20 protein-coding genes and 1 pseudogene are annotated in these 23,067 nt (G+C 39.0%); 6 read left to right on the top strand and 15 right to left on the bottom strand.

Features of this window, described 5'->3' with window-relative positions:
- Positions 1 to 8 precede the first annotated feature (8 nt).
- Positions 9 to 725 carry a DUF2846 domain-containing protein gene (locus O1449_RS13335; protein ID WP_269238555.1) on the top strand — a complete coding sequence of 239 codons (717 nt, stop codon included), beginning with the start codon at positions 9 to 11 and terminating at the stop codon, positions 723 to 725.
- Positions 726 to 742: 17 nt separating this feature from the next.
- Here the strand turns inward: O1449_RS13335 and O1449_RS13330 are convergent, their stop codons facing one another.
- The 3 genes from O1449_RS13330 to O1449_RS13320 all read right to left on the bottom strand — a co-directional run bounded on the left by O1449_RS13330 (position 743) and on the right by O1449_RS13320 (position 3,926).
- The gene (locus O1449_RS13330) at positions 743 to 1,285 is read right to left on the bottom strand and encodes a DUF2059 domain-containing protein (RefSeq protein WP_269229558.1); all 543 of its coding nucleotides are present in this window, start codon (positions 1,283 to 1,285) and stop codon (positions 743 to 745) included.
- Between the two features lie 107 nt (positions 1,286 to 1,392).
- Entirely contained in the window at positions 1,393 to 2,289 is an 897-nt protein-coding gene (locus tag O1449_RS13325; protein ID WP_269238554.1) for a hypothetical protein, read from the bottom strand.
- Positions 2,290 to 2,402: 113 nt separating this feature from the next.
- Complete coding sequence (locus tag O1449_RS13320; protein WP_269238553.1) at positions 2,403 to 3,926, bottom strand: fumarate hydratase; 1,524 nt, start codon at positions 3,924 to 3,926, stop codon at positions 2,403 to 2,405.
- 202 nt (positions 3,927 to 4,128) lie between these two features.
- Between O1449_RS13320 and O1449_RS13315 the strand changes: the two are divergent.
- Positions 4,129 to 4,287: pseudogene (locus tag O1449_RS13315) on the top strand (DMT family transporter); the annotation flags it as partial.
- 67 nt (positions 4,288 to 4,354) lie between these two features.
- Here O1449_RS13315 and pta read toward each other — a convergent pair.
- The 3 genes from pta to O1449_RS13300 form a co-directional block, all read right to left on the bottom strand.
- On the bottom strand, positions 4,355 to 6,490 hold the full coding sequence (gene pta, locus O1449_RS13310; RefSeq protein ID WP_269238552.1) for a phosphate acetyltransferase: 2,136 nt from the start codon (positions 6,488 to 6,490) through the stop codon (positions 4,355 to 4,357).
- Between the two features lie 33 nt (positions 6,491 to 6,523).
- A complete protein-coding gene (locus tag O1449_RS13305) occupies positions 6,524 to 7,699 on the bottom strand; it encodes an acetate/propionate family kinase (RefSeq protein ID WP_269238551.1) in 1,176 nt (391 codons plus the stop codon).
- A 295-nt stretch (positions 7,700 to 7,994) separates the two neighbouring features.
- Complete coding sequence (locus O1449_RS13300; protein WP_269238550.1) at positions 7,995 to 9,260, bottom strand: glutamate-5-semialdehyde dehydrogenase; 1,266 nt, start codon at positions 9,258 to 9,260, stop codon at positions 7,995 to 7,997.
- Between the two features lie 344 nt (positions 9,261 to 9,604).
- On the opposite strand from O1449_RS13300, the gene O1449_RS13295 reads away from it, so the two are divergent.
- Positions 9,605 to 10,915 carry an alpha/beta fold hydrolase gene (locus O1449_RS13295; RefSeq protein WP_269238549.1) on the top strand — a complete coding sequence of 437 codons (1,311 nt, stop codon included), beginning with the start codon at positions 9,605 to 9,607 and terminating at the stop codon, positions 10,913 to 10,915.
- A 61-nt stretch (positions 10,916 to 10,976) separates the two neighbouring features.
- Here the strand turns inward: O1449_RS13295 and O1449_RS13290 are convergent, their stop codons facing one another.
- Both O1449_RS13290 and nagZ read right to left on the bottom strand, forming a co-directional pair.
- Entirely contained in the window at positions 10,977 to 11,819 is an 843-nt protein-coding gene (locus O1449_RS13290) for a class I SAM-dependent methyltransferase (protein WP_269239716.1), read from the bottom strand.
- Positions 11,820 to 11,952: 133 nt separating this feature from the next.
- Complete coding sequence (gene nagZ / locus O1449_RS13285; RefSeq protein WP_269238548.1) at positions 11,953 to 12,972, bottom strand: beta-N-acetylhexosaminidase; 1,020 nt, start codon at positions 12,970 to 12,972, stop codon at positions 11,953 to 11,955.
- 239 nt (positions 12,973 to 13,211) lie between these two features.
- Here nagZ and O1449_RS13280 point away from each other — a divergent pair, with 239 nt between their 5' ends.
- Positions 13,212 to 15,395: a carboxy terminal-processing peptidase gene (locus tag O1449_RS13280; RefSeq protein WP_269238547.1), complete on the top strand. Its 2,184-nt coding sequence runs from the start codon at positions 13,212 to 13,214 to the stop codon at positions 15,393 to 15,395.
- 61 nt (positions 15,396 to 15,456) lie between these two features.
- Here O1449_RS13280 and O1449_RS13275 read toward each other — a convergent pair whose 3' ends face one another.
- From O1449_RS13275 to O1449_RS13250, 6 genes are all read right to left on the bottom strand, one after another.
- A complete protein-coding gene (locus O1449_RS13275; RefSeq protein ID WP_269238546.1) occupies positions 15,457 to 15,903 on the bottom strand; it encodes a DUF2147 domain-containing protein in 447 nt (148 codons plus the stop codon).
- Positions 15,904 to 16,140: 237 nt separating this feature from the next.
- Positions 16,141 to 16,584, bottom strand: a complete 444-nt coding sequence (locus tag O1449_RS13270; protein WP_269230394.1) for a DUF2147 domain-containing protein — start codon at positions 16,582 to 16,584, stop codon at positions 16,141 to 16,143.
- 86 nt (positions 16,585 to 16,670) lie between these two features.
- A complete protein-coding gene (locus tag O1449_RS13265; protein ID WP_269229567.1) occupies positions 16,671 to 17,339 on the bottom strand; it encodes an LrgB family protein in 669 nt (222 codons plus the stop codon).
- A 12-nt stretch (positions 17,340 to 17,351) separates the two neighbouring features.
- Entirely contained in the window at positions 17,352 to 17,714 is a 363-nt protein-coding gene (locus O1449_RS13260) for a hypothetical protein (RefSeq protein WP_269238545.1), read from the bottom strand.
- A 43-nt stretch (positions 17,715 to 17,757) separates the two neighbouring features.
- Positions 17,758 to 19,086: a ribosome rescue GTPase HflX gene (gene hflX, locus O1449_RS13255; RefSeq protein ID WP_046738402.1), complete on the bottom strand. Its 1,329-nt coding sequence runs from the start codon at positions 19,084 to 19,086 to the stop codon at positions 17,758 to 17,760.
- Between the two features lie 74 nt (positions 19,087 to 19,160).
- On the bottom strand, positions 19,161 to 19,301 hold the full coding sequence (locus tag O1449_RS13250; RefSeq protein WP_171249115.1) for a hypothetical protein: 141 nt from the start codon (positions 19,299 to 19,301) through the stop codon (positions 19,161 to 19,163).
- 189 nt (positions 19,302 to 19,490) lie between these two features.
- Between O1449_RS13250 and O1449_RS13245 the strand changes: the two genes are divergently transcribed.
- Positions 19,491 to 20,303: a lysophospholipid acyltransferase family protein gene (locus tag O1449_RS13245; RefSeq protein WP_269229568.1), complete on the top strand. Its 813-nt coding sequence runs from the start codon at positions 19,491 to 19,493 to the stop codon at positions 20,301 to 20,303.
- A gap of 16 nt (positions 20,304 to 20,319) precedes the next feature.
- Here the strand turns inward: O1449_RS13245 and O1449_RS13240 are convergent, their stop codons facing one another.
- The gene (locus O1449_RS13240; protein ID WP_442865341.1) at positions 20,320 to 21,885 is read right to left on the bottom strand and encodes a phospholipase D family protein; all 1,566 of its coding nucleotides are present in this window, start codon (positions 21,883 to 21,885) and stop codon (positions 20,320 to 20,322) included.
- 168 nt (positions 21,886 to 22,053) lie between these two features.
- Here O1449_RS13240 and O1449_RS13235 point away from each other — a divergent pair, with 168 nt between their 5' ends.
- Positions 22,054 to 23,064 (top strand): metallophosphoesterase, encoded by a 1,011-nt coding sequence (locus O1449_RS13235; protein WP_269238543.1) that lies wholly within the window; start codon positions 22,054 to 22,056, stop codon positions 23,062 to 23,064.
- The last annotated feature ends 3 nt before the right edge of the window (positions 23,065 to 23,067 follow it).

The following is a 23,067-nucleotide window of genomic DNA, read 5'->3' as shown; positions in this document are numbered from 1 at the left end:
GGGATATCATGCGTTATTTAATATTGTCATTATGTTGTGCAGGGGTGTTAGCTGGCTGTCAAAGTCATAAGGCGGTTGAAGAAAATTCGACAGTACTCACAGCGACTTTACCTCCAGTTGATACAGCAAAAGAACCGGGGCTATCTGATCAGTATCATGTTGGTGGTTTTACCATAGGTGGATGGGTCAATCAAAAATTAGGTCAATATTACACACCGATCAAACCACAGAATGAGCAAGCGGCAGTGGTCTATTTATATCGCCCAGATACGCGCTGGAATCGCCAAGAAATTGCTGCTGCAAATTTATTTATCAATGGTCATCGAATTCCAAGCCTGTTACATAATCATTATTATTGGTTAGAATTACCAGCTGGGACATATCGTTTGAGTGTCAGCCGTCCATTGGCAGGGCTACATTTTCAAAAACCAAAATATGTAGATTTTACGGTTGATGCGTCACAAACGTATTTTATTAAATACGATGAAGAAAATAAGATTTCTCGTAGTGAACATACGGGACCATTTATGATTATGCCTGATAAAGTTGCACATCAGGAAATCGCATTTACACGGTTAAAATCATCGAGCTATAACTTTGTAGCACAAGATGCCTCAGGTAAAGTTCGTTCAAAACCACAAGAATTGAAACCTCTGAAATATGATGAAAAATCTGAAGTACTATTGGTTAAACCATTTAAGCTTTGGAATCCTTTGACTTGGTAATGGATAAAGAGCAGGGCTTACTCATCTTGAATTAAAGGTTTGATGATGCTTAAAAGCTGCTCTTTAAGCTGTAAACTCTGCTCAGGGTCAGCCAACGTTTTTTGACTTAAATTATTCATGTATTGAAAAACATTGGTATTAATCTTTAAGTTTTTTTGATTAATTGATTTTCCTTCTGGTGTTCTTAAAAACTTTAAATAGGCTTGTACTTCTTCTTCACTGAGTGTTTCTGTATAAATTTGTTCAATGGCTTGTAATGTCTCAGGGCGAGCAAACATTTTTGAACTTGTCTGTTTTAAAAGCTGTCCCAGTTCTATAACGGCTAAATATTCTTCTGTTGTTGTTAGTCGCTGTTTGCCTAAAATGCGTAATAGAATATTTTCTGCCTCAGCATCTAATGTTGGCTGCATCTCATCTAAAGACGTATGTAAAACATTTTCTAATTCACTGAGTTTAATCAGCTCCTTTACTGATTTGACTTGAGCAGGGCTTGCCTCAGTATTTTGTACAGCTATGACGATGCAAAAGCTTATGAGTAGTTTCGATATTGTTTTATGCATGTTTTTATCCTTATCGTTCTGTGAATAATTTAGCAGAAGCTTAAGGCAAAAAAATAGCCGAATACGATGATTCGGCGATTTAAATTGTATAGGGGGCTGTTCATAGATCACGAAAATAACGGGTAGTCTTTCAAATATTGTTCAATCATTGGAGAGCATAGCTCACGTAGGTTCTCACCATTCCAGCAACTTGCACAAGAGCGCTGATATATTTTAGTTAGAATACTACGTCGTTCAGCCTCTGACTGCTGATCCCAATTGAGTTCAAGCCAGAAATCATCTTCATCTTTTGGTTCAAATATTTGTTTAGTTAGGTATTTAGCTGCCTGTGATTGCAAATATTCTAATGTTGTAACACGCTGTGATTTATCTTTAATCTCGCTATATTGATGAGAAAGCTCGCATAGCACTTCTAATATGGCATCAGCAGAACGAGCATCTTGTTGAATAAGTAGATCCGTCAGTGTATCAAGCGTAATATCATTTAAAATTAAAGAGAATACATCATTATTGTTCATATTCTCATAAGCAAATGGGTTATAGTCGTCAGATGCTACAAAATTTCGTAAAGCCTCGTAAAATACACTAATCATCTGTGTGGTATTGAGTCGAATTTTGTGGTTAATTTCGGGATTATGGTGTGTTCCTGTCCAATATAAATGCAATAGCCCTTCATTTTTACCTTGATTAAACCATCGTAATTCACCATCAGGACCTTCAGCTTCCCAATTAAATGCGCATTCATCAACTTTACAGATGATAGCTTCTAGCCAATGCACCATTGAAAGAAAGAAATGACTAAGTGTAGAGGATGTCCACATATGAATATCAAGATTATCAGTGGTGTGTTGTATGGATTCCCCTTTGTTCCAATGTTCATCACATGACGTGGTAACCACTGTATCGCCATATAAGTGGATATTAATACTAATATAATCCCAATCGCCATGACTAAATTCAACTTGGATGGAACCATTTTTGTAATTAAAAAATATACCTGACATTAACTATGGACTCATTTTTTATTGATTATTGGGTGCTTAATATATTATTTAATAAAAAAGTGGAAGTATTTAACCTCCACTTTTTAAGTGCTTTTTCGCACTAAAGCAAAATTTTAACCAGCAGCATCAACAACTGGGATTTTACCAATCTTAGCTTGCCAGATTTTTGGTGCAGTGGCATGGATTGAAGTACCATTGACATCAACTGCAACAGAAACAGGCATATCTTCAACCACGAATTTGTAGATTGCTTCCATACCTAAGTCTGCAAAAGCAACGACTTCAGCTTCACGAACTGCTTTAGACACGAGGTACGCAGCACCGCCAACAGCCATCAAGTATGTTGCTTGATTGTCTTTGATTGCTTCAATTGCAGCAGGACCACGATCTGCTTTACCAATCATGCCAAATAAGCCAGTTGCCTCTAGGACTTGACGGGTAAATTTGTCCATACGTGTTGCGGTTGTTGGGCCTGCAGGACCAACGACTTCATCGCCAACTGGATCGACTGGACCCACGTAGTAAATGAATTTACCTTTTAAGTCGACTGGAAGCTCTTCACCATTATTTAACATGTCGACCATACGCTTGTGTGCAGCATCACGACCTGTATAAATAGTACCGTTGAGGAGTAATGTATCACCAGGCTTCCAAGCATTCATTTCTTCTTGAGTAATGGTATCAAGGTTGACACGCTTCGATTGAGATGAATCCCATGTTACAGCAGGATAGTCTTCAAGTTTTGGTGCTTGGATATGTGCAACACCTGTACCATCTAACTGGAAGTGTGCGTGACGAGTTGCAGCACAGTTTGGAATCATACCGACTGGCTTACCTGCCGCATGACATGGGTAATCCTTGATTTTAATATCAAGTACTGTGGTTAAACCACCAAGACCTTGTGCGCCAATACCGAGTGCATTCACTTTCTCGAAGATCTCGATACGGAGTTCTTCCATTTTGCTTTGTGGGCCACGACGAAGTAATTCGTCCATGTTGATTTCTTCCATAAGTGCTTCTTTTGCAAGCATCATGGCTTTTTCAGCAGTACCACCGATACCAATACCGAGCATACCTGGTGGACACCAACCTGCACCCATCGTTGGAACAGTTTTAAGCACCCAATCCACGATTGAATCAGATGGGTTGAGCATCGCAAGTTTAGATTTATTTTCTGAACCGCCACCCTTCGCTGCAACGGTAATATCAACTTTATTACCAGGAACGAGTTTGTAGTGAATCACGGCAGGGGTATTGTCTTTGGTATTTTTACGACCAAAAGCTGGATCTGCTAAAACAGAAGCACGGAGTACGTTTGAGTTCTCTAGGTAACCTTGGCGTACACCTTCGTTTACAGCATCATCCAAGCTCATGGTTAAATCAAATTTAACATCTAAGCCGACTTCAAGGAAAACGTTAACGATCCCTGTATCCTGACAGATTGGTCGGTGACCTTCAGCACACATACGTGAGTTGATCAGGATTTGGGCAATAGCATCTTTTGCAGCTTTGTTTTCTTCACGATCGTAAGCACGGCTCATCGCTTGGATGAAGTCTTGTGGGTGATAGTAAGAAATAAACTGCAGGGCATCCTTGATTGATGTAATCAAGTCATCTTGTTTGATGATCGTTGTCATATCAAATTTCTCTTGAGCGGGCGATTAGCTGGCGGGCTAAATTATATGACAAAAAGCAATGAATGTGGGAGTTTTAGCTTAGATTTGGCTAAAGGTCTAAAGTAAGCCTTTGATCTAAATTGCATCAACCAAAGGTGCGCTTTGGATTTTAGTTTTTTCTCAGTTGAGATGGACTATAGCCAAACTGTTTCTTAAAGCGAAGTTATTTCCTTTAGTGGCCTTGATGATCTCGACAGTTTGGGAAGATTATCATTGGCAAATGAATGCAGTGATCGGAGTGATCTTAATCTTATGTGGTAATGCAATTTTCTTTGTGAAAATTCCGCAGTTAAAGCGTATAGATTCTTCAAAAAATGCTTGATTGTTGGATAAATAAAAAAGCCATTAACTTTTGAACGAGTTAATGGCTTTAATATAATGATATGAGTTTAGTCTTGTTGTTTTGCCTGAATCGCCGTTAAGGCAATGGTAAATACAATATCATCAACCAAAGCACCGCGAGATAAGTCATTCACAGGTTTGTTTAGACCTTGCAGCATTGGGCCAACACTCACCACATTCGCTGCACGTTGTACTGCTTTATAGGTGGTGTTACCAGTATTGAGATCAGGGAAAATAAATACATTGGCACGACCTGCAACTTTAGATTCAGGTGCTTTTTGACGTCCAACGCTTTCAACTGAAGCTGCATCGTATTGTAGAGGCCCATCAATCAGTAAATCAGGACGACGTTGTTGGGCGATCTTGGTTGCTTCAGCCACTTTTTCAACATCGGCCCCTGCGCCTGACGTACCTGTGGAATAACTGATCATGGCAATACGTGGATCAAGACCAAAGGCTTTAGCAGAGTCTGCAGATTGAATCGCAATTTCAGCAAGTTGTTCAGCATTTGGATCTGGATTAATTGCACAATCGCCGTAGACATAAACTTCATCAGGTAACAACATAAAGAAGATTGATGAAACTAGTGAATAGTTCGGGGAAGTTTTAATCAATTGAAATGCAGGCCGAACGGTATTGGCAGTGGTATGAATTGCGCCAGATACTAAGCCATCGACTTGATCAAGTGCCAACATCATCGTACCAAGGACTACAGTATCTTGTAGCTGTGCTTTTGCTTGTAATGCATCTAACTTACCTTTGCGTAATTCAACCATAGGTTCAATATATTGGTCACGAATACTATCGGGATCAATAATTTGCAGATCAGCTGGAAGCTGAATACCACGCGCTTTAGCAACTTCAGCAACAGCTTCAGGTTTCGCTAATAAAATGCATTCAGCAATACCGCGTGATTGGCAAATCGCTGCGGCTTGTACAGTACGAGGTTCATCACCTTCAGGTAGTACAATGCGTTTTTTCGCAGCAATCGATTTTTGTACCAGCTCGTAGCGGAATGCAGATGGAGATAATCGTGGATTCAGGTTGTTCTGGGTATGTTGATCGAGCCAACTATTATCAAGATGGCTTGAAACAAAACGCGTCACTTGTTCAGCACGTTCAATATCATCTACAGGAATTTCATTGCCAAAATGATATAGGCGTTGTGCTGTTTCTAATGTGTCTAGCGAAGTGTGTAAAATCGGTAGGCCTTGTTTAATAGCACCTTGGCAGAATTCTAAAATATTCGCGGCTGGAGCAGCCTGTTCAGTTAAAACTAAACCCGCCAAAGGAATTCCATTACTACTTGCAAGACTTGCTGCAAGTAGAGCATCTGTACGTTGAGATGCGCTAATGATAAGTTCGCCAGCAACAAATTTATGTAATTCGGCTTCAATATCAGATGCGATTAAACTGGTATGTAAAATACGGCGTTGTTTTGCTTCACCTTCATTTAACCAAATTCCATTAACAACAGTAGCAATATCTAAGCTACGCGGTACGCTGAGAATATTACTGAATGGCACTAAACCAATGATAGGTAATTCACTTGTTCCAATAAAACGATTGTAACGTTGTAATTGTATTGAAAATTCAGCTATTTGCTTATCTAAACGCAAACTTGGATCAAGTGTGACAGGAATTGCTGCTGTACCATCGGGAAGACCTTTGGTTCGCATAAATAAAACGCCTGTGGTGCGCGCTGATGCAGCACCTCCGAATTGACGCAAATGTGCATCGACTTTTTCGGCTGTTTTACGTGGGTCAGCTAAATCTGCTGTACTGACCAAAACGACTTGAGCATCAAGTGCCTGTGCCAGTGCCGCATTAATTTCGCCAGCAAAATGATCTTGCCCATTGGGTACAAGACCTTCAACAATAATCACATCATGATGAGCTGAAATTTTACGATGTAGCGCAACGGCTTCTTCGAGAAGCTCATCTGTTTCGCCTGATCCAAGGAGTTGCGTCAGTTTTTCATAAGCAATCGGTTCAACAGATTGATGTTGAAATAAATGACGATAAAGTGTTGCAGTGCGATCAACGGTTGAATCTGCTAATTGAGAAAATGGTTTAAGAAAACCAGCATTAATCCCTTTACAGTCTAAAGCGTAGATCATTCCTAAACAGGCAGATGTAAGACCAACCCCTTCACCTGTTGGAATCAGTAAAATCGTATTCATAAGAACCTTAAAATTTGTCTAAATTTTTGTGAATTAAGCGAGCTGTTCAACGACTTGACGCGTTTCTTTCGCAATGCGTCCTTCTTCGTCTGTAGGTACAACCCAAATCTGTGGACCTGTGCCATTGTCGATTTGGCCTTCAGTGCCGCGTGCTAACGCATTATTTTTTTCTGCACTAAACTGCAAACCAAAGTGTGGTAGATAAGCCAAGGTTTTTTCACGAACATAAGCTGAGTTTTCACCGATTCCACCCGTGAAAACTAAACCATCTAAACGCGGCAAACCACAGCTTAAAGCCGATAAAGATTTAGCCAAACGATAACAGAATACTTCAATCGCCAGTGTTGCCCCTTCATGGCCATTACCCGAAGCTTCAACTAAAGTACGCATGTCGTTTGACAGGCCAGATAAGCCAAGCAAGCCACTTTCTTTATTCAACATACTGTCAATTTTCTGGATACTCCAGCCTAAATTACTTGCAAGGAATAAATGTAGGCTTGGGTCAACATCACCACTACGTGTACCCATCACGACACCTTCTAATGGAGTCATGCCCATAGAAGTATCAAGACTTTGACCATTCCAAACCGCACAAGTTGAACTACCATTGCCTAAGTGAGCACTGAGCCAGCCCCCTTGATTTTTTGCACCTGCGAGTTCACTTGCACGTTCAGTCACATAAGCGTGGCTTGTTCCATGAAAACCATAGCGACGGACATGGTGTTCAGTATATAAATTTTGTGGTAGAGCATAACGATACGCGTGTTCAGGCATGGTTTGATGGAATGCAGTGTCAAATACAGCAACTTGAGGCAATTCAGGGAACAAACGCATGGTTGCTTCAATCCCAATCAAATGTGCAGGATTGTGTAAGGGTGCAAGTGGTGTTGCAGCTTCGATGCGGCTTACAATTTCAGGTGTTAATAGTTCTGCTTTGGTTAAATTGCCACCATGAACAACACGATGACCAATCGCTTGTGGATTGTAGTTCGCTAAACGTGCAAGAAGAGTCTCAAGTGCTTTGGCGTGATCTGCATGTGGAATCGAAAGTTCAAGTGGTTCACCACCAATCGTAACGCCTTTGATACGCGCTTCAGCAGAACCTAAGTTTTCTGCTAATCCATAAATACGATCTTCACGGCGTTCTGAGATAAGCGCGTATTTGATTGAAGATGAACCACAGTTAATTACAAGTACAGATTTAGCCACGTTTGAACACCTAACAAATTTTAAATTTTATGACGAACACTTTGATCTTGCTGCAACGCATAAGCAGGGTAATCAAGCACAATGTTTTAACATGGGTTGTCATATTGGCGAAGATAGACTTTAGCCTATACAACTGATTTATAATTGAATCTAATGATTATAGAGTGTAAATAGCAACTTCTTAGGATGAATCTGTTTATTTTGATCAGGGTTTTTGTATGAAAATATGTAAAAACACGATAAAGATCAAATAAATGAGCTTTATCGTGCAGCGTTTTACTTGGATCTAAATGCCTTATTGGCGTATTTGACCATCACCAAATACGATCCATTTCTGAGAAGTTAGACCTTCGAGACCAACTGGACCACGTGCATGGATTTTGTCTGTTGAAATCCCTATTTCAGCACCTAGACCATACTCAAAGCCATCAGCAAAGCGGGTTGAAGCATTGATCATGACTGAGCTTGAATCAACTCGTGCGAGAAACTCACGTGCTAGACTAAAGTTTTCAGTAATAATTGCATCGGTATGATGAGAACCATATTTATTAATATGTTCGATTGCTTCATCCATACCTGTAACGACTTTGATTGCAAGGATAGGACCTAAATATTCAGTGTACCAATCTTCTTCGGTGGCTGTTTTAACAGACTCACCTAAGATACGTCGTGTTTCCGCACAACCTCTTAGTTCAACTTGTTTATCTGCATATAGTTCAGCAATACTTGGTAGGAAATCTTCTGCAATTTCTTCATCAACAAGTAATGTTTCCATCGCATTGCATACGCCATAACGATGTGTTTTTGAGTTGAGCGCAATTGGTAATGCTTTTTGTAAATCTGCTTGTGCTTCAACAAAAACATGGCAATTGCCATCTAAATGCTTAATCACAGGAATACGTGCTTCATTCGTTACACGTTCAATCAAGCTTTTACCGCCACGAGGGACAATCACGTCTACAAATTCAGTCATAGTGATTAAATGACCTACTGCTGCGCGGTCAGGTGTGTCAATCACTTGAACAGCATGTTCAGGTAAGCCTGCAATTTGTAAACCGTGTTGAATTGCGATTGCAATTGCTTTATTCGATTCAATCGCTTCTGAACCGCCGCGTAGAATAATGGCATTTCCTGACTTTAGTGCTAATGATGCGGCTTCAAGGGTAACATTCGGCCTCGATTCGTAAATCATGCCGATTACACCTAAAGGAACCCGCATTTTACCCAGTTGAATACCCGATGGACGGTAAGCTAAATCCGTAATTTCCCCAATTGGGTCAACAAGTGCAATAACATCTTTTAACCCTTGTAGCATGCCTTTAAAGCGAGCAGGAGTGAGTTCAAGACGATCAAGGAGGGCAGAATCTAATTGACGTTGGTGACCATTTTGCATATCAATTTGATTGGCTGCCAAAATTTGTGCTTGATTATTTTCTAAAGCAGTATAAATTGCAGACAGAGCATGGTTCTTTAGATGCGTTGATGCGCTCATTAAGATACGAGACGCTTGACGTGCCTGAGTACCAACCTGTTGCATATAGTTTTGAATAGAATCTTGCATAGCATTTTGACGATTGCATATATTTATAATGATAGTAACAGTCAAATGCTGAACAATGAATAGGCTGAACTGATAATTCAAAAAATTATAGATTGTAAATTTTGAGCAGTTCTTTTGATTTAAAATTGAATTTACAAGCTGATTACATATTTTGAAAAATATTATTGATCTAAACAAGATAAGTGGTTAAGGAAATGATTGCGTATAAATCATGCATTTGTATAGAATGAAAAATGTATAGGATAAATGTAATACAAATTTTATAAATTTGTTAACTTGTAACTAGAACTCACTAAAAATGAGACTAATTACAGCAAAAAAATAAACAAGGATGGAGGAAGGATATGAATTCCATAATCCAAATGGACTCGGATTTAAACCATACCTACACAGGGTTTGGTTTTTTCGACATATACAATAAAAACAGTTTTAAACAACCAGCGCGTACTACATGGATAGATGGTTGGAAAATTGAATATATGGCAATTGCAGATCCTAAGACGATCTATAACACGCCAATTGTAATTGTCGGGGGCGCATTTCAAAATTTTAACTCTTATAAGTATTGTGTCGAGCAACTGTTTGAGAGTGGGCCTGTCATATTGATTGATTTACCATCAATGGGCGCAAATCAGCAGATTCGAAATGTGGACACAGGCGAGTCAGCTGGAATTCTTGAATTACCAGATTTATCAAAAATGTTGGGTCAATGGCTTGATATTGTTGGGATTGATAAAGTATCTGTTATGGGCATGTCGTTGGGTTCAGTCGTTGCATCTTCATTTGCACACCAACGTCCCGAACTGATTGATCGCATGGTCTTGATGGGTGTGATGCAAAAGACCCGTAAAAGCTGGCGTATGCTGCTCGAGGAATCTTTACACTTGATGCGTGAAGATCGTATGGAGGAGTTTGGGCAAGCAGTTATTTTGTATCTTGTGAATCATGCCAAGCTTGATAAAACGCGGATGTCTCCAACGGCAAAACGTTTATTCTTTAGACAGATGGCAGAGTTTACTGCAACTGAACGTGAGCGTTACGAGATTAATTGCAATCGACTACTCCGTTTACGCAATGTACCTGTCGCGCAATGTAAAACTCTTGTTGCAGCAGGGCAATATGATAGCTTTACTTTGCCACATGAAAATGCTGACTTTGCTTTGCAATGTAATAATATGGAATTTGCGTTGATTGCCAATGCAGACCATGTTCCACAATTACAACGCCGCAAAGAAACGATGACGCTTTTTACTACGTTTTTAAAGGGAGAATCCATCGACAATCTTGATGGTATTATTCCAATGAACCGTGAACAGATGAAAAATATTGAGCGTCGTGGTGAAGAACGTATCCCTGTTTTAAAACCAGACACTAAATTATCACATCGACATTCAGATACCGAAGTAGCAGTAAAGATTGTAGATATTACGTTCTTTGGTGTGTACCTAAAACTTGATCATTTGGATCAGCTTGGTTTTGTTAGCCAGCATCCACGAGATTTAGCCTTACATTTAGCTGATGAAGAAGGTGAGTTTAAAATAGAATGTTTAACATTTGAGGCAACTGAACAAGGTTTACGTATCTTGTTTAAACACGGTAGTTTCGACGTTGCGGATCGTTTATCTCGTTTTATTGAGCGTCAGAAACAAATTTAATTATTTTTTAATAAAGTTTAAAAGAGAAGTGTTTTGAATTCACTTCTCTTTTTTTTGACTTTTATTTATTGGTGGCTTGAATCATCCAAACAAGATCACCGAGATGCTGTTCCTTGTTTTCTAAACGTGTTTGTTCAAAAAATTCTTTAGGTTGAAGCACTTCAACTTGCTTAAAACCGGCTTCATGAAAAAAATTCTCTACCTCTGCTGGTGTCTTAAAGTGGAAGCTAAAAGCGCTGCGTGACATTAATTTCAATAAACGACTACTATTCCAGATAATGGTTGCTAATTTATTTTGAGTGGGTTCTGGATAAAGATCGGTTAAATAATGAAGTTCTTTGAAGTCACGGCCATAGATCGCAATTGCTTGAATAAGTTGCTTAAGTAACGGCTTTTCAAAGTAGTTAATTAAGCCTTCACTAATAATCACCAAAGGTCGTTTAGGGTCAAAGACTTTAAATACGTTTGCAAATGCTTCTGTAAATAAATCAACGGATAGGACATCATCAACATGTGGTTCAATTTGTTGTAATGCTGCTTGTTTTGTTGCGGCCATATCAGGTAAGTCAAGTTCACGATAGCAAATGTCTGAGTGATGCTGTCTAAACCACCAACCTCGTGGCGATAAGCCACATGCAATTTCAAGTACTTGTAGGTTTGGATGTCGCTGAATCAATTGCTCTAAATGCGTATCAAGCATGGTATGACGTTGTTTCAAGGTTGTTCGCATACTTCCACCAACATACTTTTCTGCCCAACTTTCAATCGGATGGACTAAGGCTGCTAGTGTTTTTCCTTTAGTTGTCGCTAATGCAGGATGGGAAATGCCCATTTGATACCAAATATAGCCGGTATAGTGTGCAGTAAATGAAATATGGCGGTGTTTCGAAAGTTGTTGTGTCATCTGTCCTAGACTCAATTTTTTCATTTTATTCTGTTCCCATGCACAACCCATTTGCGCGAGGAAATTGACCTATTCATTTTTAAATAGATCAATTGGAGATGGCGTGTTAAATCATCTTTTGCTTATTGGCAAGTTAAAACGAATTCTTAAAGTCTTCAATGACTTTTTTTACGTTCTGCCAACTTTCATCTAAATTTAGTGTTGAGCCTACTTGGATGTTTGGGATTTTACCGCGCATACGCTCTAGACGTTGTTGATTTGGTAAAGCAAGCTTCCCGATACCATCTAAGGCTGTACATGCTGCTGTTCGATCATTACACACTAATCCCATATCACAACCCGCATTTAATGCCGCTTGAATACGTGCATCAGCACCACCAGCAACACATGCGGCTTGCATACTGAGATCATCAGAGAACAAAACGCCGTCAAATTTTAACTGCTGGCGTAAGATATTCTGCAGCCAGAATGAAGAAAAGCCAGCAGGGTTTGGATCGACTTGATCATAAATCACATGCGCTGGCATCAGTGCATCGAGCTGAGGCATCAACTTGATAAAACTTTGCATGTCTTTGTCATAAATTTCTTGATATGAACGGCTGTCAATCGCCGCTGCAACGTGCGAATCGGCTTTCACAGAACCGTGTCCAGGAAAGTGTTTTCCAGTCGTTGCCATACCTGCTTGTTTCATTCCACGCATAAAGGCATCAGCGAGCGGCACGATGTCTTGCATATTTTTAGCAAAGCCTCGATCACCAATCACATCACTAATGTCATTCAGGTCTAAGACTGGAGCAAAACTAAAATCGATACCTACAGCGAGAACCTCAGTTGCCATTAACCAACCACACTGTTGGGCTAACTCAATTGCTTGTTCGGGATGATGTGCATAATGTTCACCAAGTCGCCCCATTGCAGGTAACAAGGTGAAGCCTTGTCTTAAACGTTGAACACGCCCACCTTCTTGATCGACAGCAATCAGAATATCTGGACGGACTTGGCGCATATGATCAGTTAAAGCGCGAACTTGTTGAGGAGACTCAATATTTCGTGCAAATAAAATCATGCCACCGACTTGCGGAGCTTGTAATAGTTCAATATCTTCTTGAGTAAGTTCTGTGCCAGCAACGTCTAGCATCAATGCGCCGATCATATAGATTCCATTTGAATTTTGATGTAAAAAAGCGATAGCTAAATTGTGCAATGATTTGCTACATTTTGTCAGTACAGAATATGATAAAACTACATGATATTGATGATAAGTGCTTGTTGGTCATTTATTTACAATGATTAACGCGTACTACAGTTTGGTAAAAATATTGAATGAAATATGTTCATATTGATTGTACTAGCATGTAATAATTGCCATATCCAAGGAAGTACCAAAATTTTATGAAACTTCAAATGATAGCGTGTGCAGTTGCAATCGCGACTGGTGGTTTATTTTTTTCTCATACAATGAATGAGGCATTTGCGGCAACGGAAGCTCCTGTTGTTTCAACCGTGATCAAGCCATCACAAGAACAAGCATTGGTCGCACGTCAGTTGGCAACATTAGTTGATCGTCAGCATTATCTAAATATGCGTTTAGATGCTGCGACATCAAATCGTATTCTAGATATGTATTTGGATAGCTTAGATCCAGATCATTCATTATTTCTGAGCAGTGAAGTTTCAGAATATAAAAATAAATATGGTTCAAATTTTGGTAGCTCATTAAAAGCAGGAAACCTAACTGGACCTTTTGCGATTCATGCCCAATATCGTGAACGCTTGAAACAGTTCTACGAATTTATGTTGGCTGAATTGAAGAAGCCGCAAAATTTACAGCAAAAGGGTGTTTACCTTGATATAGATCGCGAAAAAGCGCCTTATTTTCAGACTTCTGCCGAGCAACAAGCACATTGGCAGAGAATGTTGGTGTCTCAATTAATTAATTTAACGATTAGCAAAGAAGAAGAGCAGGCGAAACAAAAAGCTTTGAAAGCAGATCCATCGCTTGCCAATGGTCAGGACTTAACTGGACCTGAAGACTTAACACCAGTTCAGACGCTCACGAAACGTTATACACGCCAGTTAGAACGTATGGGACGTGTCAAGAGTGATGATGTGTTAGATAAAACACTCAATGCCATGCTTGCAACGTATGATCCACACAGTAATTATTATCCTCCTATCGATGCAATGGAACTAAACCGTCAAACCACCCTACAACTTGAAGGTATTGGGGTATCCATTCGTCCAGAGCGAGGCAATGAGGATTACACCAAGATTGAAACCATTGTTGAAGGTGGGCCAGCGAGTAAATCTGGTCAAATCAAATCAGGAGATCGAATCATTGGCGTTGCCCAAGACGGCGAAAAAATGATTGATGTCATTGGTTGGTCGAGTTCAGAAATTGTTGGATTGATTCGTGGTAAGCGTGGAACTAAAGTAACTGTTCGCTTACTCGGTGCGGGCGCTTCCATGAGCCAAGCACGTAATGTCAGCTTGGTCCGAGATGTGATTCAGGAAGAAGATGCTGGGGTTCGCTCTCGTACGGTTGAGATTACACGTGATGGAAAAAAACATCTTTTCGGTGTAATTGAAATTCCATCATTCTATTTCGATTATCGTTCACGTCGAGCTGGTACAGAATATCGTTCAGTTTCTGAAGATACAGCAAAAGCATTTGAATCGCTCAAAGCACAGAAAGTAGAAGGTGTTCTGGTTGATTTACGTAATGACCCAGGTGGTTCATTAGAAGAGGTTGCTCGTATGCTGGGTCAGGTGATTAAGTCTGGTCCAGTCGTACAAATTCGGGATGGCAATGGCAATGTGAATGTTTTTGAAGACACTGATGGCGGAGAGCAAATTTATGCTGGACCAATGGCTGTGCTCGTTAATTTAGCATCTGCGTCTGCGAGTGAGATATATTCTGCTGCAATCCAAGATTATGAACGCGGTATTATTATTGGTAGTACTACGACAGGAAAAGGCACCGCTCAGGTTCAATTAGATTCCTTAGCACATGGACAAGCAACATTAACGCAACGCAAATTCTATCGTGTCACGGGTGGAAGTACGCAGAACAAAGGCGTAATTCCTGATATCAAACTTGTTGATATTTACAATGAGGAGTTTGGTGAGCGTAAAGCTAAAAATGCATTGAAATGGGATACCATTCCAACAGCTCCTTTCAAGCGCGAAGGTTCTGTGCAACCGTATATTGCTAAGCTTACCCAATCTTCTGAACAGCGGGTGAAAGCTGATTCACAATTTAATTATTTAGAAGCTCGAAAACTGATCGCACAAAAAAGTTCTGATCAGAAGAAAGTTGAGTTAGATATTGCTCAACGTCGGGCTGAGCTAATTGATTTAGAAAAGCAAACACTCAATGCTGAAAATCAGCGTCGTATAGCGACAGGTCAGGCACCTTATGCCAACTGGGAAAGCTATCAGGCTTCGATTGATGCATTAATTGAGTCACGTGCCAAAATGAAAGCTTATGCACGACCAGCATTGCCTGAAGAAGAAACTTTTATTACAGAAGCTGCAAATGTCTTGATTGACTACGCAAAGTTGCAAAGCCATTAAACTACAGTTATAGAAATATAAAAAAGCCCTCAAATTGAGGGCTTTTTTATTGATTAGATTTTTAGTTATTCACACGAATCCAAATTTGACTACGACCTAATACTGATACGCCTACATATCCTCGTAAGTGTAAACGCTGTCCATTATTACTTACTTTTGCTGCAAGACTATAAATACGACCACTGTTTGGATCTAAGATTTTGCCACCAGAATAAGATAAGTCTTTTTTATGCTTTAACTTGGTGATAACAGTCAAACCGAGGATAGGTTTGTTGGTGTAAGGAGTTGGGCAGCCCGTACAAAATTCTTTTGGTATATAACCTGTGCGTGGCGTGATTTTAGTGATTTTACCAATATATGTTCCATCGGCTTCTTGGGTGATTTCAACTTGCCCTTTGGGTGCTCCAGTTAGATCATCAACACTTTGCCAAGTACCTATAATATCCTGTGCAAAAGTCAAATGGCTAAGACTAAATAAGAAGAAAAACGTAATTAGTTTTGTGTACATGTTAAGCTACTCAGCCACTATTATTGTCTCTCTATTATTTCGGATTTCTAACAACACATTCAATCATTATTTTACATTTGTGTATTTTTTTTAATAATTGAAATTTCAATGAATTTTTTTAATGTTTAAGAAAAAACACCTTTCATTCAGAACGAAAAAAAGGTGTTTTATAGTGCTAAACCGTGATCAATTTGATCAAATACGGAAATGGTTGGCGCGATGATATCGTTTTAAAAATTATTCATCGCGAATCCAGATCTGATTACGACCTAACGCAGATACTCCAAGATAGCCACGTAAGTGTAAACGTTTACCATTTGAACTTAATTTCGCTTTCATACTATAAACTTTACCTGTATTCGGATCTAGGATACGTCCATTAACGTAGTTAATTCCTTCACCATGTTTTAAGCCTGTCATAACGTCTAAACCTAAAATTGGTTTGTTGGTATATGGCGCCGGACAGCCCACACATATTTCTTTAGGTGTGTAGCCTGCTCGTGGAGTAATCTTTACAACCTTACCCGCATAAGTACCGTTCGCTTCTTGACGAATTTCAACCAAAGCTTTTGGTGCGCCAGTTTTGTCATCGATACTTTGCCACATACCTGTAATATCTTCTGCAAAGCTAAAACTGCTTATCGCAGAGAGAATCAACGCGCCTAATAATTGTTTGCCCATCATTAAAAATCCTTTTAACGTTTGAACTTTCATTATGTAGGATTTTTGACAACTAGTTCAATATTAATTGACATCTGTGTGACAAATTAAGTAAGAGACAAAATAAAAGTGGGTAGCCATATAGCAGTAAATACACCATTCACAGCCATCCCAAAAGCAGCGTAACGACCTGTAACAGGGCCTCGCTGCCATGCTTGTGCTGTACCAATTGCATGAGCAGCCAAACCTAGAGCTAAGCCTGAAGCCCGTTCATCATGGATATGTTTTAAAATCCACGGAGAAAATGCGGCACCAATGACTCCAGATAAAATCACAATCAGTGACACCATCATCAGAGGAGCGTGTAATAGTGTGGCAATATTCAGAGCAATTGGCGTCGTTACAGCTCGGGTCGCAAAAGCCATAATTGTTGGTTCTGACATATGTAATAAATATGCAAGTCCCATCGGCAATGCAACTGCACTGATACTTGCAAAACACAAAATGCCAATCATCGATTTAATTGGCAAATCATCATAACGCATCGCAGCTAGAGGGATGGCTAAAGCTACAGTAACGTAGCCAAGTAAATGATTAAATATACTATTCACATTATTCATGTAATGTTCATAAGGAATACCCAAAATTGCGAGTAGCCCGATCACGATAAACATCGCAAAAACAATTAATGGAATCTGTGGAATTTTTTTATTTAAAGGTTTTGCGATGAGATAACTGATTAAGGTAATCACGAATCCATATATAACCATCAACATATTCATGAACTCCTATAACCAGCGTTTTGCCATTTTGGCGTAAATCCACAATGGCAATAAAGTACTCAGGGTTAAGACAAATAAAAAGATTGGAATTTCTTTGCCTAAATGTACCAACATGATCAAAGAGCCAGCACAGATTGGCAAAAATGCAAAAGCACTTTCTTTCATGATTTTGTTGTTGGTATCTATAAGACGATTGGATATTTTTCTAAATCTTCTCCAAATTAATAAAGTTGCAAGTAAGCTGATCAGCCCGACGAGATTACCTAATTCTGGATGATGAAAGACCGTGGTAATAGCAACAGCGCCTTCGCGAAATACAATAATTAATATAATCGTGCAAAACCAAGCTGTCCAATCAATTTCTTTCATCTTTTTTCTAACTCTCACTTATGAACGATTATTACATTGATGCTTACTTTTCAAATTCTTCCAAAGGCCTGTGAAATAAGGCTGCTTGGTTTCCAAGAATTTCATCTAATGGTAGATGTGCTTGTTTGATCAGTTGATGCAATTTTTGTGGAGCAATACAAACTGATAAATGCAAATCACCTTGCTCATCATATTGTTCAGTTTGAATGACATTGAGTGTATAAAGTTGTGTGCGTAGTTTACCGTAAGCAGGTTTGAGAACTAAGTCGAAATGTTGTAACTGTCCCATCAGGCATTGTTGAACAGCTTGGCTTAATAAATCTAATCCCTGCCCAGAATGCGCAGAAACATAAACGCGATCAGGTAAATCTGCTGCTTTATAAATGATTTTTGCCGTATCACCGCTGAGATCAATTTTATTGTAAACATGAAGAATCGGTGCATCGGCTCCAATTTCTTTCAGCACAGATTCCACTGCTTCGATTTGTTCAGGCATGTTAGGGCTACTGCTGTCAATTACATGCAAAAGTAAGGTCGCTTCTAGCGTTTCTTCCAAAGTCGCTTTGAAAGATTCAACCAAATCATGCTGTAAATTTCTCACAAATCCAACTGTATCTGCGAGTACGACAGTACCGATACCATCCCATTCTAGACGACGTAAGGTTGGATCGAGCGTTGCAAAAAGTTGGTCTGCTGCATAGACATCACTTTGGGCTAAAATATTAAACAGTGTCGATTTACCTGCATTGGTATAACCAACCAAAGAAATCGTTGGAATTGCTGCTTTTTGGCGTGCGGCACGACCTTGTAACCGGGTCTGTTGAACTTTAACCAATTTGTCTTTCAGTTGGGTAATACGTACTTTAATGAGTCGGCGGTCAGTTTCAAGTTGTGATTCACCAGGACCACGTAGACCAATCCCACCTTTTTGTTGTTCTAAATTACCTGTGAAGCCTCGAATTAAGCGCGTTGATAAATGCTTAAGTTGGGCAAGTTCAACTTGTAATTTTCCTTCGTGTGTACGCGCTCGTAATGCGAAGATATCTAAAATAAGCCCTGTGCGATCAATCACACGGCATTTTAAGATTCTTTCTAAATTACGTTCTTGGGCTGGTGAAAGAGAGTGATCAAAGATGACTAATTCAGCTTCTAGCTGCTGAACTAATTCTGCGATTTCATCCACTTTGCCTGAGCCAATAAAAAATTTAGGGTCTGGCTTATTTCTTTGTACAGAAATATGTTCAAGAATTTCAGCACCAGCGGATTGAGCGAGCAATCGAAACTCTTCAGCATCAAGGTCATCGAGTAACTGCACAGAAACACTGACTAAAATTGCTCGTTCACCACCTTGTTGCCGCTCAAAAAATTCCACGCTGTTATCATATCCTGAGTATAGAAGCCTTATTCTAGAATAAACTTCAAGCAAAGGGCAAAGGCTTCATGGATTTATATGACATGATGATGAAGAAGTTTGATAAAACCAACGAGTGTGCCGATATATAAAATTGACCAGCCAAAAAATATTCTTAAAGCATAGCCATAAGGAATATTCACTTGATTATGAGATGTTGTGTGTTGAGGATTCATCACATGACCTCTTAATTTGTTAATTCGATTTATTTATGATATTTAATTTAAAAAACCTTTTAAAATTGAAAATAATTATATTCACATTCGTTTTTTCTCATGGTGGTAACTTTTATAAATAGATACGGGCATGATATAAGTGAGCTAGTTCAATGCAATGTGCATACATGCGTACGGTTTTAATGATTTATGACTCAAGAAGCAACAGCAGCAAATAACACACCATTAAATTTAATCTCTAAATTGAGCTTGTATAGTAAAAAATTAGCCTCAGGTCTAGAAACAATTGGTGAAGGTTTTTATCTCATTTATCGACACGGTTTATACAAGGATCCGAATAATCCAACGAATACGCGTTATGTTCAGTATTTTTGCCGCCGTTTATGCGAAGTTTTTAATATCGAAGTGCAGATTCATGGCACTATTCCACGAGAACCAGCGCTTTGGGTGAGTAATCATATTTCTTGGTTAGATGTTGCTGTACTTGGCTCTGGAGCACGTATCTTCTTCTTAGCAAAAGCAGAGGTCGAAAAATGGCCTATTTTGGGTAATCTAGCAAAAGGCGGTGGAACCTTATTTATTAAGCGAGGTTCTGGTGACTCAATCCGAATAAAAGAACAAATTACAGCGTTTTTAAAACAAGATATTCCCGTTTTGTTCTTTCCAGAAGCCACAACCACAGATGGTCGTCAGGTCAAAAAAGTACATGGGCGCTTATTGGGTGCTGCCATTGATGCGCAACGTCCAGTTCAAATTTGTGTGATTTGCTATGTCAATCAGCAAGGTGAATTAGATTTGGTCGCACCATTTATTGGTGAAATGTCTTTTGCAGAACATGTACAACGTGTTTTAGAAATGCCAAAAGTTACCGCACATTTATTGACCCTACCTGCAATTCCTGTAACAGACCATACGGTAGATAGCTTAACTAAAGAAGTTGATCGTCAAATGCGAGCAGGGCTGCTTGAGTTACAAAGCAAAGTTTTAAATACGCTGCCATAACAATACTCGCTTTAAATTACATAAAGCCTTCAATTGGCAGCCATGAAATAATTTTCATTCCTGCCTTTTGCCACCATTTCATTCGAGGTTCTTTGGTGTAGATGACAGGGCCTTGTGGTGTTTCACGTCGCCATGTAATTTTTTTATTGGCATCTAACACTAATTTATAGGCATATTTACGTAGATTTTGATCCATAGTCGCATGAACAGCCTGCGCTAAAGGTGGGCTATCTAAAAGCACGCCAATTTCAGTGTTCAGGTATGCAGAGCGTGGATCAAAATTAAATGAACCAATAAAAACTTGCTTTTCATCTAGCGCCATCAGTTTGGCATGTAAACTGGAACGGCTTAGTCCTTTGATATTTACTTTTGCTTTCTTCGCGAGTTCTTCGGTATGTTTATCGAGATCATTTTTATTTAATGCGGGGAGAAACTCATATAGCTGTACACCATGTTCCAGTAAATCCTGACGATATTTTCCATAAAATGCATGAACAACAGCGACATCGTTTGCCTGAAATGAGTTTGTGAGCACTCGAACCTCGATTCCATCTTTTGCAAGATCATTGAGAATTTTAGCCCCCTTTTTTTCAGGGACAAAGTAAGCTGAGATGAGGTCAATATTTTTTTCAGGTTGTTCTAAATGGTTAATCAATTGGAAATTAAGGTGTTCTTGTTTTTTGGCTTTTGATTTAATTTTGTCAGGAGAGTCTTTTACAACTTCAGCTTTTACCCAGTTTAAAGGAATATCCCGACTGATAATTGAATCAATTGCCTGTGAGTTACCAGTCAAATCAAGATAATTCTGTACCGTTGCTCGCTTAGAATGTTCATCAAGTTGCTGTTTTAGGCTCTCATAGCTTAAGCGATGAGCATTTTGATTGACAATTTCCCTTACATCGTAAGCGTAACTATGATTCCAGTATTCATCAAAAGACTGTGAAATATCAGTGACTGCTGTACCCACGAGCATCACATCAACATCAGAAAACTGGTAGTTATCACTGACATTATAATATTGATTAGTCATGTTTCTGCCACCAATTAGAGCAACTTGATGGTCTGCAATAAAGCTCTTATTGTGCATTCTGCGGTTGATACGTTTTAAGTCTAAAACCATATCAAGCGCACGGTATTTGCGAAAACGATAGGGATTGAATAATTTAACGTCAATATTTGGATGCTGTGCCAGAGCTAAGAAGATTCCTTCAGTTTTTTTTGCGTTATTATCATCAATAAGTAATCGCACTTTGACACCACGATCTGCTGCGCGAATCAGCGCATGCAAAGCAAGAGCACCTACTTTGTCATTGTCCCAAATATAATATTGCAAATCTAAGGTTTTCTCTGCCTTATCAATTAAACGTAGTCGTGCTGCTAACGCTTCTAGGGGTTCAAATAAAACGTGATAACCCGTCAATCCAGGATTTTGTTGTTCTAAAGGTTGAATGATCTGAGCCAAAGTTGTCTGGTTTATTTCTAATTGTTGAATGTTAGATTGTTGTATTGGCTCTATTTTATGTTTAGGTAGTGTGCTGCATCCTGTGATTGTGATCGCAATACTGCAATAAATCGCAAGCATACTTTTATTGTAAGTAGTTGTACTTATTTTTGTATGTTTACGATTTAGATGAGAAAATTGCGTCATAATCTTTACTGATTAAAAGTTGGACTTGAGTATAGCATTTCATCAAAAATTATAAATATGAGATGCGATGTATGCCCTAATGTCAGATTAATGAGAGTGGTAATGTCGAATTCAGACACAGTTATATTAATTTTCTATACTATTTTTATTGTTTTAGCCTTATGGGCATTCGCTCAGGCATGGATTCATCAAGCAAGAACTGAAACGATTCATCCTTTCAAAGCTTTTGTACATCTAGCTGCATTTTATCTTTCTTATTTGTTAGTTCCTCTCTGGTTTTTTACCTTGTATGCAGGTTGGTCTGAGTTTTACAGTTTACATGAAAGTATTTTTGTTTTCCTTTTAACGAGCATATTGATTTATGCACGATTTATTGAGCCACATATGGTTCATATTAAACATCATCAATACCGTTTAAATTCGGATCGTGATTTTATTCAACCCGTTAAAGTGGCCTTAATTGCAGATATGCATGTGGGATTGTTTTCTGGTCATGAACGTCAATTAAAAAGCATTGTTAAAAAGTTAAATGAAGCTAAACCAGATATTGTGGTGGTTGCAGGTGATTGGACTTATGAACCTGAAAATCGTTTGATTCAGGAGCTCTCTGTTTTAAAGGAAATCCAAGCACCCGTTTATTCTGTGCCAGGGAATCATGATGAGCAATATCCAGGTCCTCCAATACAATCATTGCTCAAAGCGGCATTAGAACAAAATAATGTGATTGATATAGAAGGGCAGATTATCGATTTTGATGAGTTTCGCTTAATTGGCATTGGTGATCTGTGGGCAGGGAAGGCAAATATGCGATTTATGCCAGACTTACCACAAGATAAACCATGGCTCATTTTATCTCATAACCCTGATACAGTAGATATGGTGCCGGCATTACCTACACGGCCATTAATGCTTGCTGGTCATACCCATGGTGGACAAATAGAACTTCCTTGGATTACAACGTATATTATGAAAAAAGTGTCTATCTTGGGGCACAAAAAAGGTTTTTATACACATGAACACGCTGATGTATTTGTAACGGTTGGAACAGGTATGGTTGGCGTTCCATTTCGATTTAGGGTTCCACCGACGATTGATATTATTCAACTCATATAAATT

It is taken from the genome of Acinetobacter sp. TR3 (assembly GCF_027105055.1).
Taxonomy (GTDB): Bacteria; Pseudomonadota; Gammaproteobacteria; order Pseudomonadales; family Moraxellaceae; genus Acinetobacter.
This window is presented reverse-complemented; position numbering and strand designations above follow the sequence as displayed.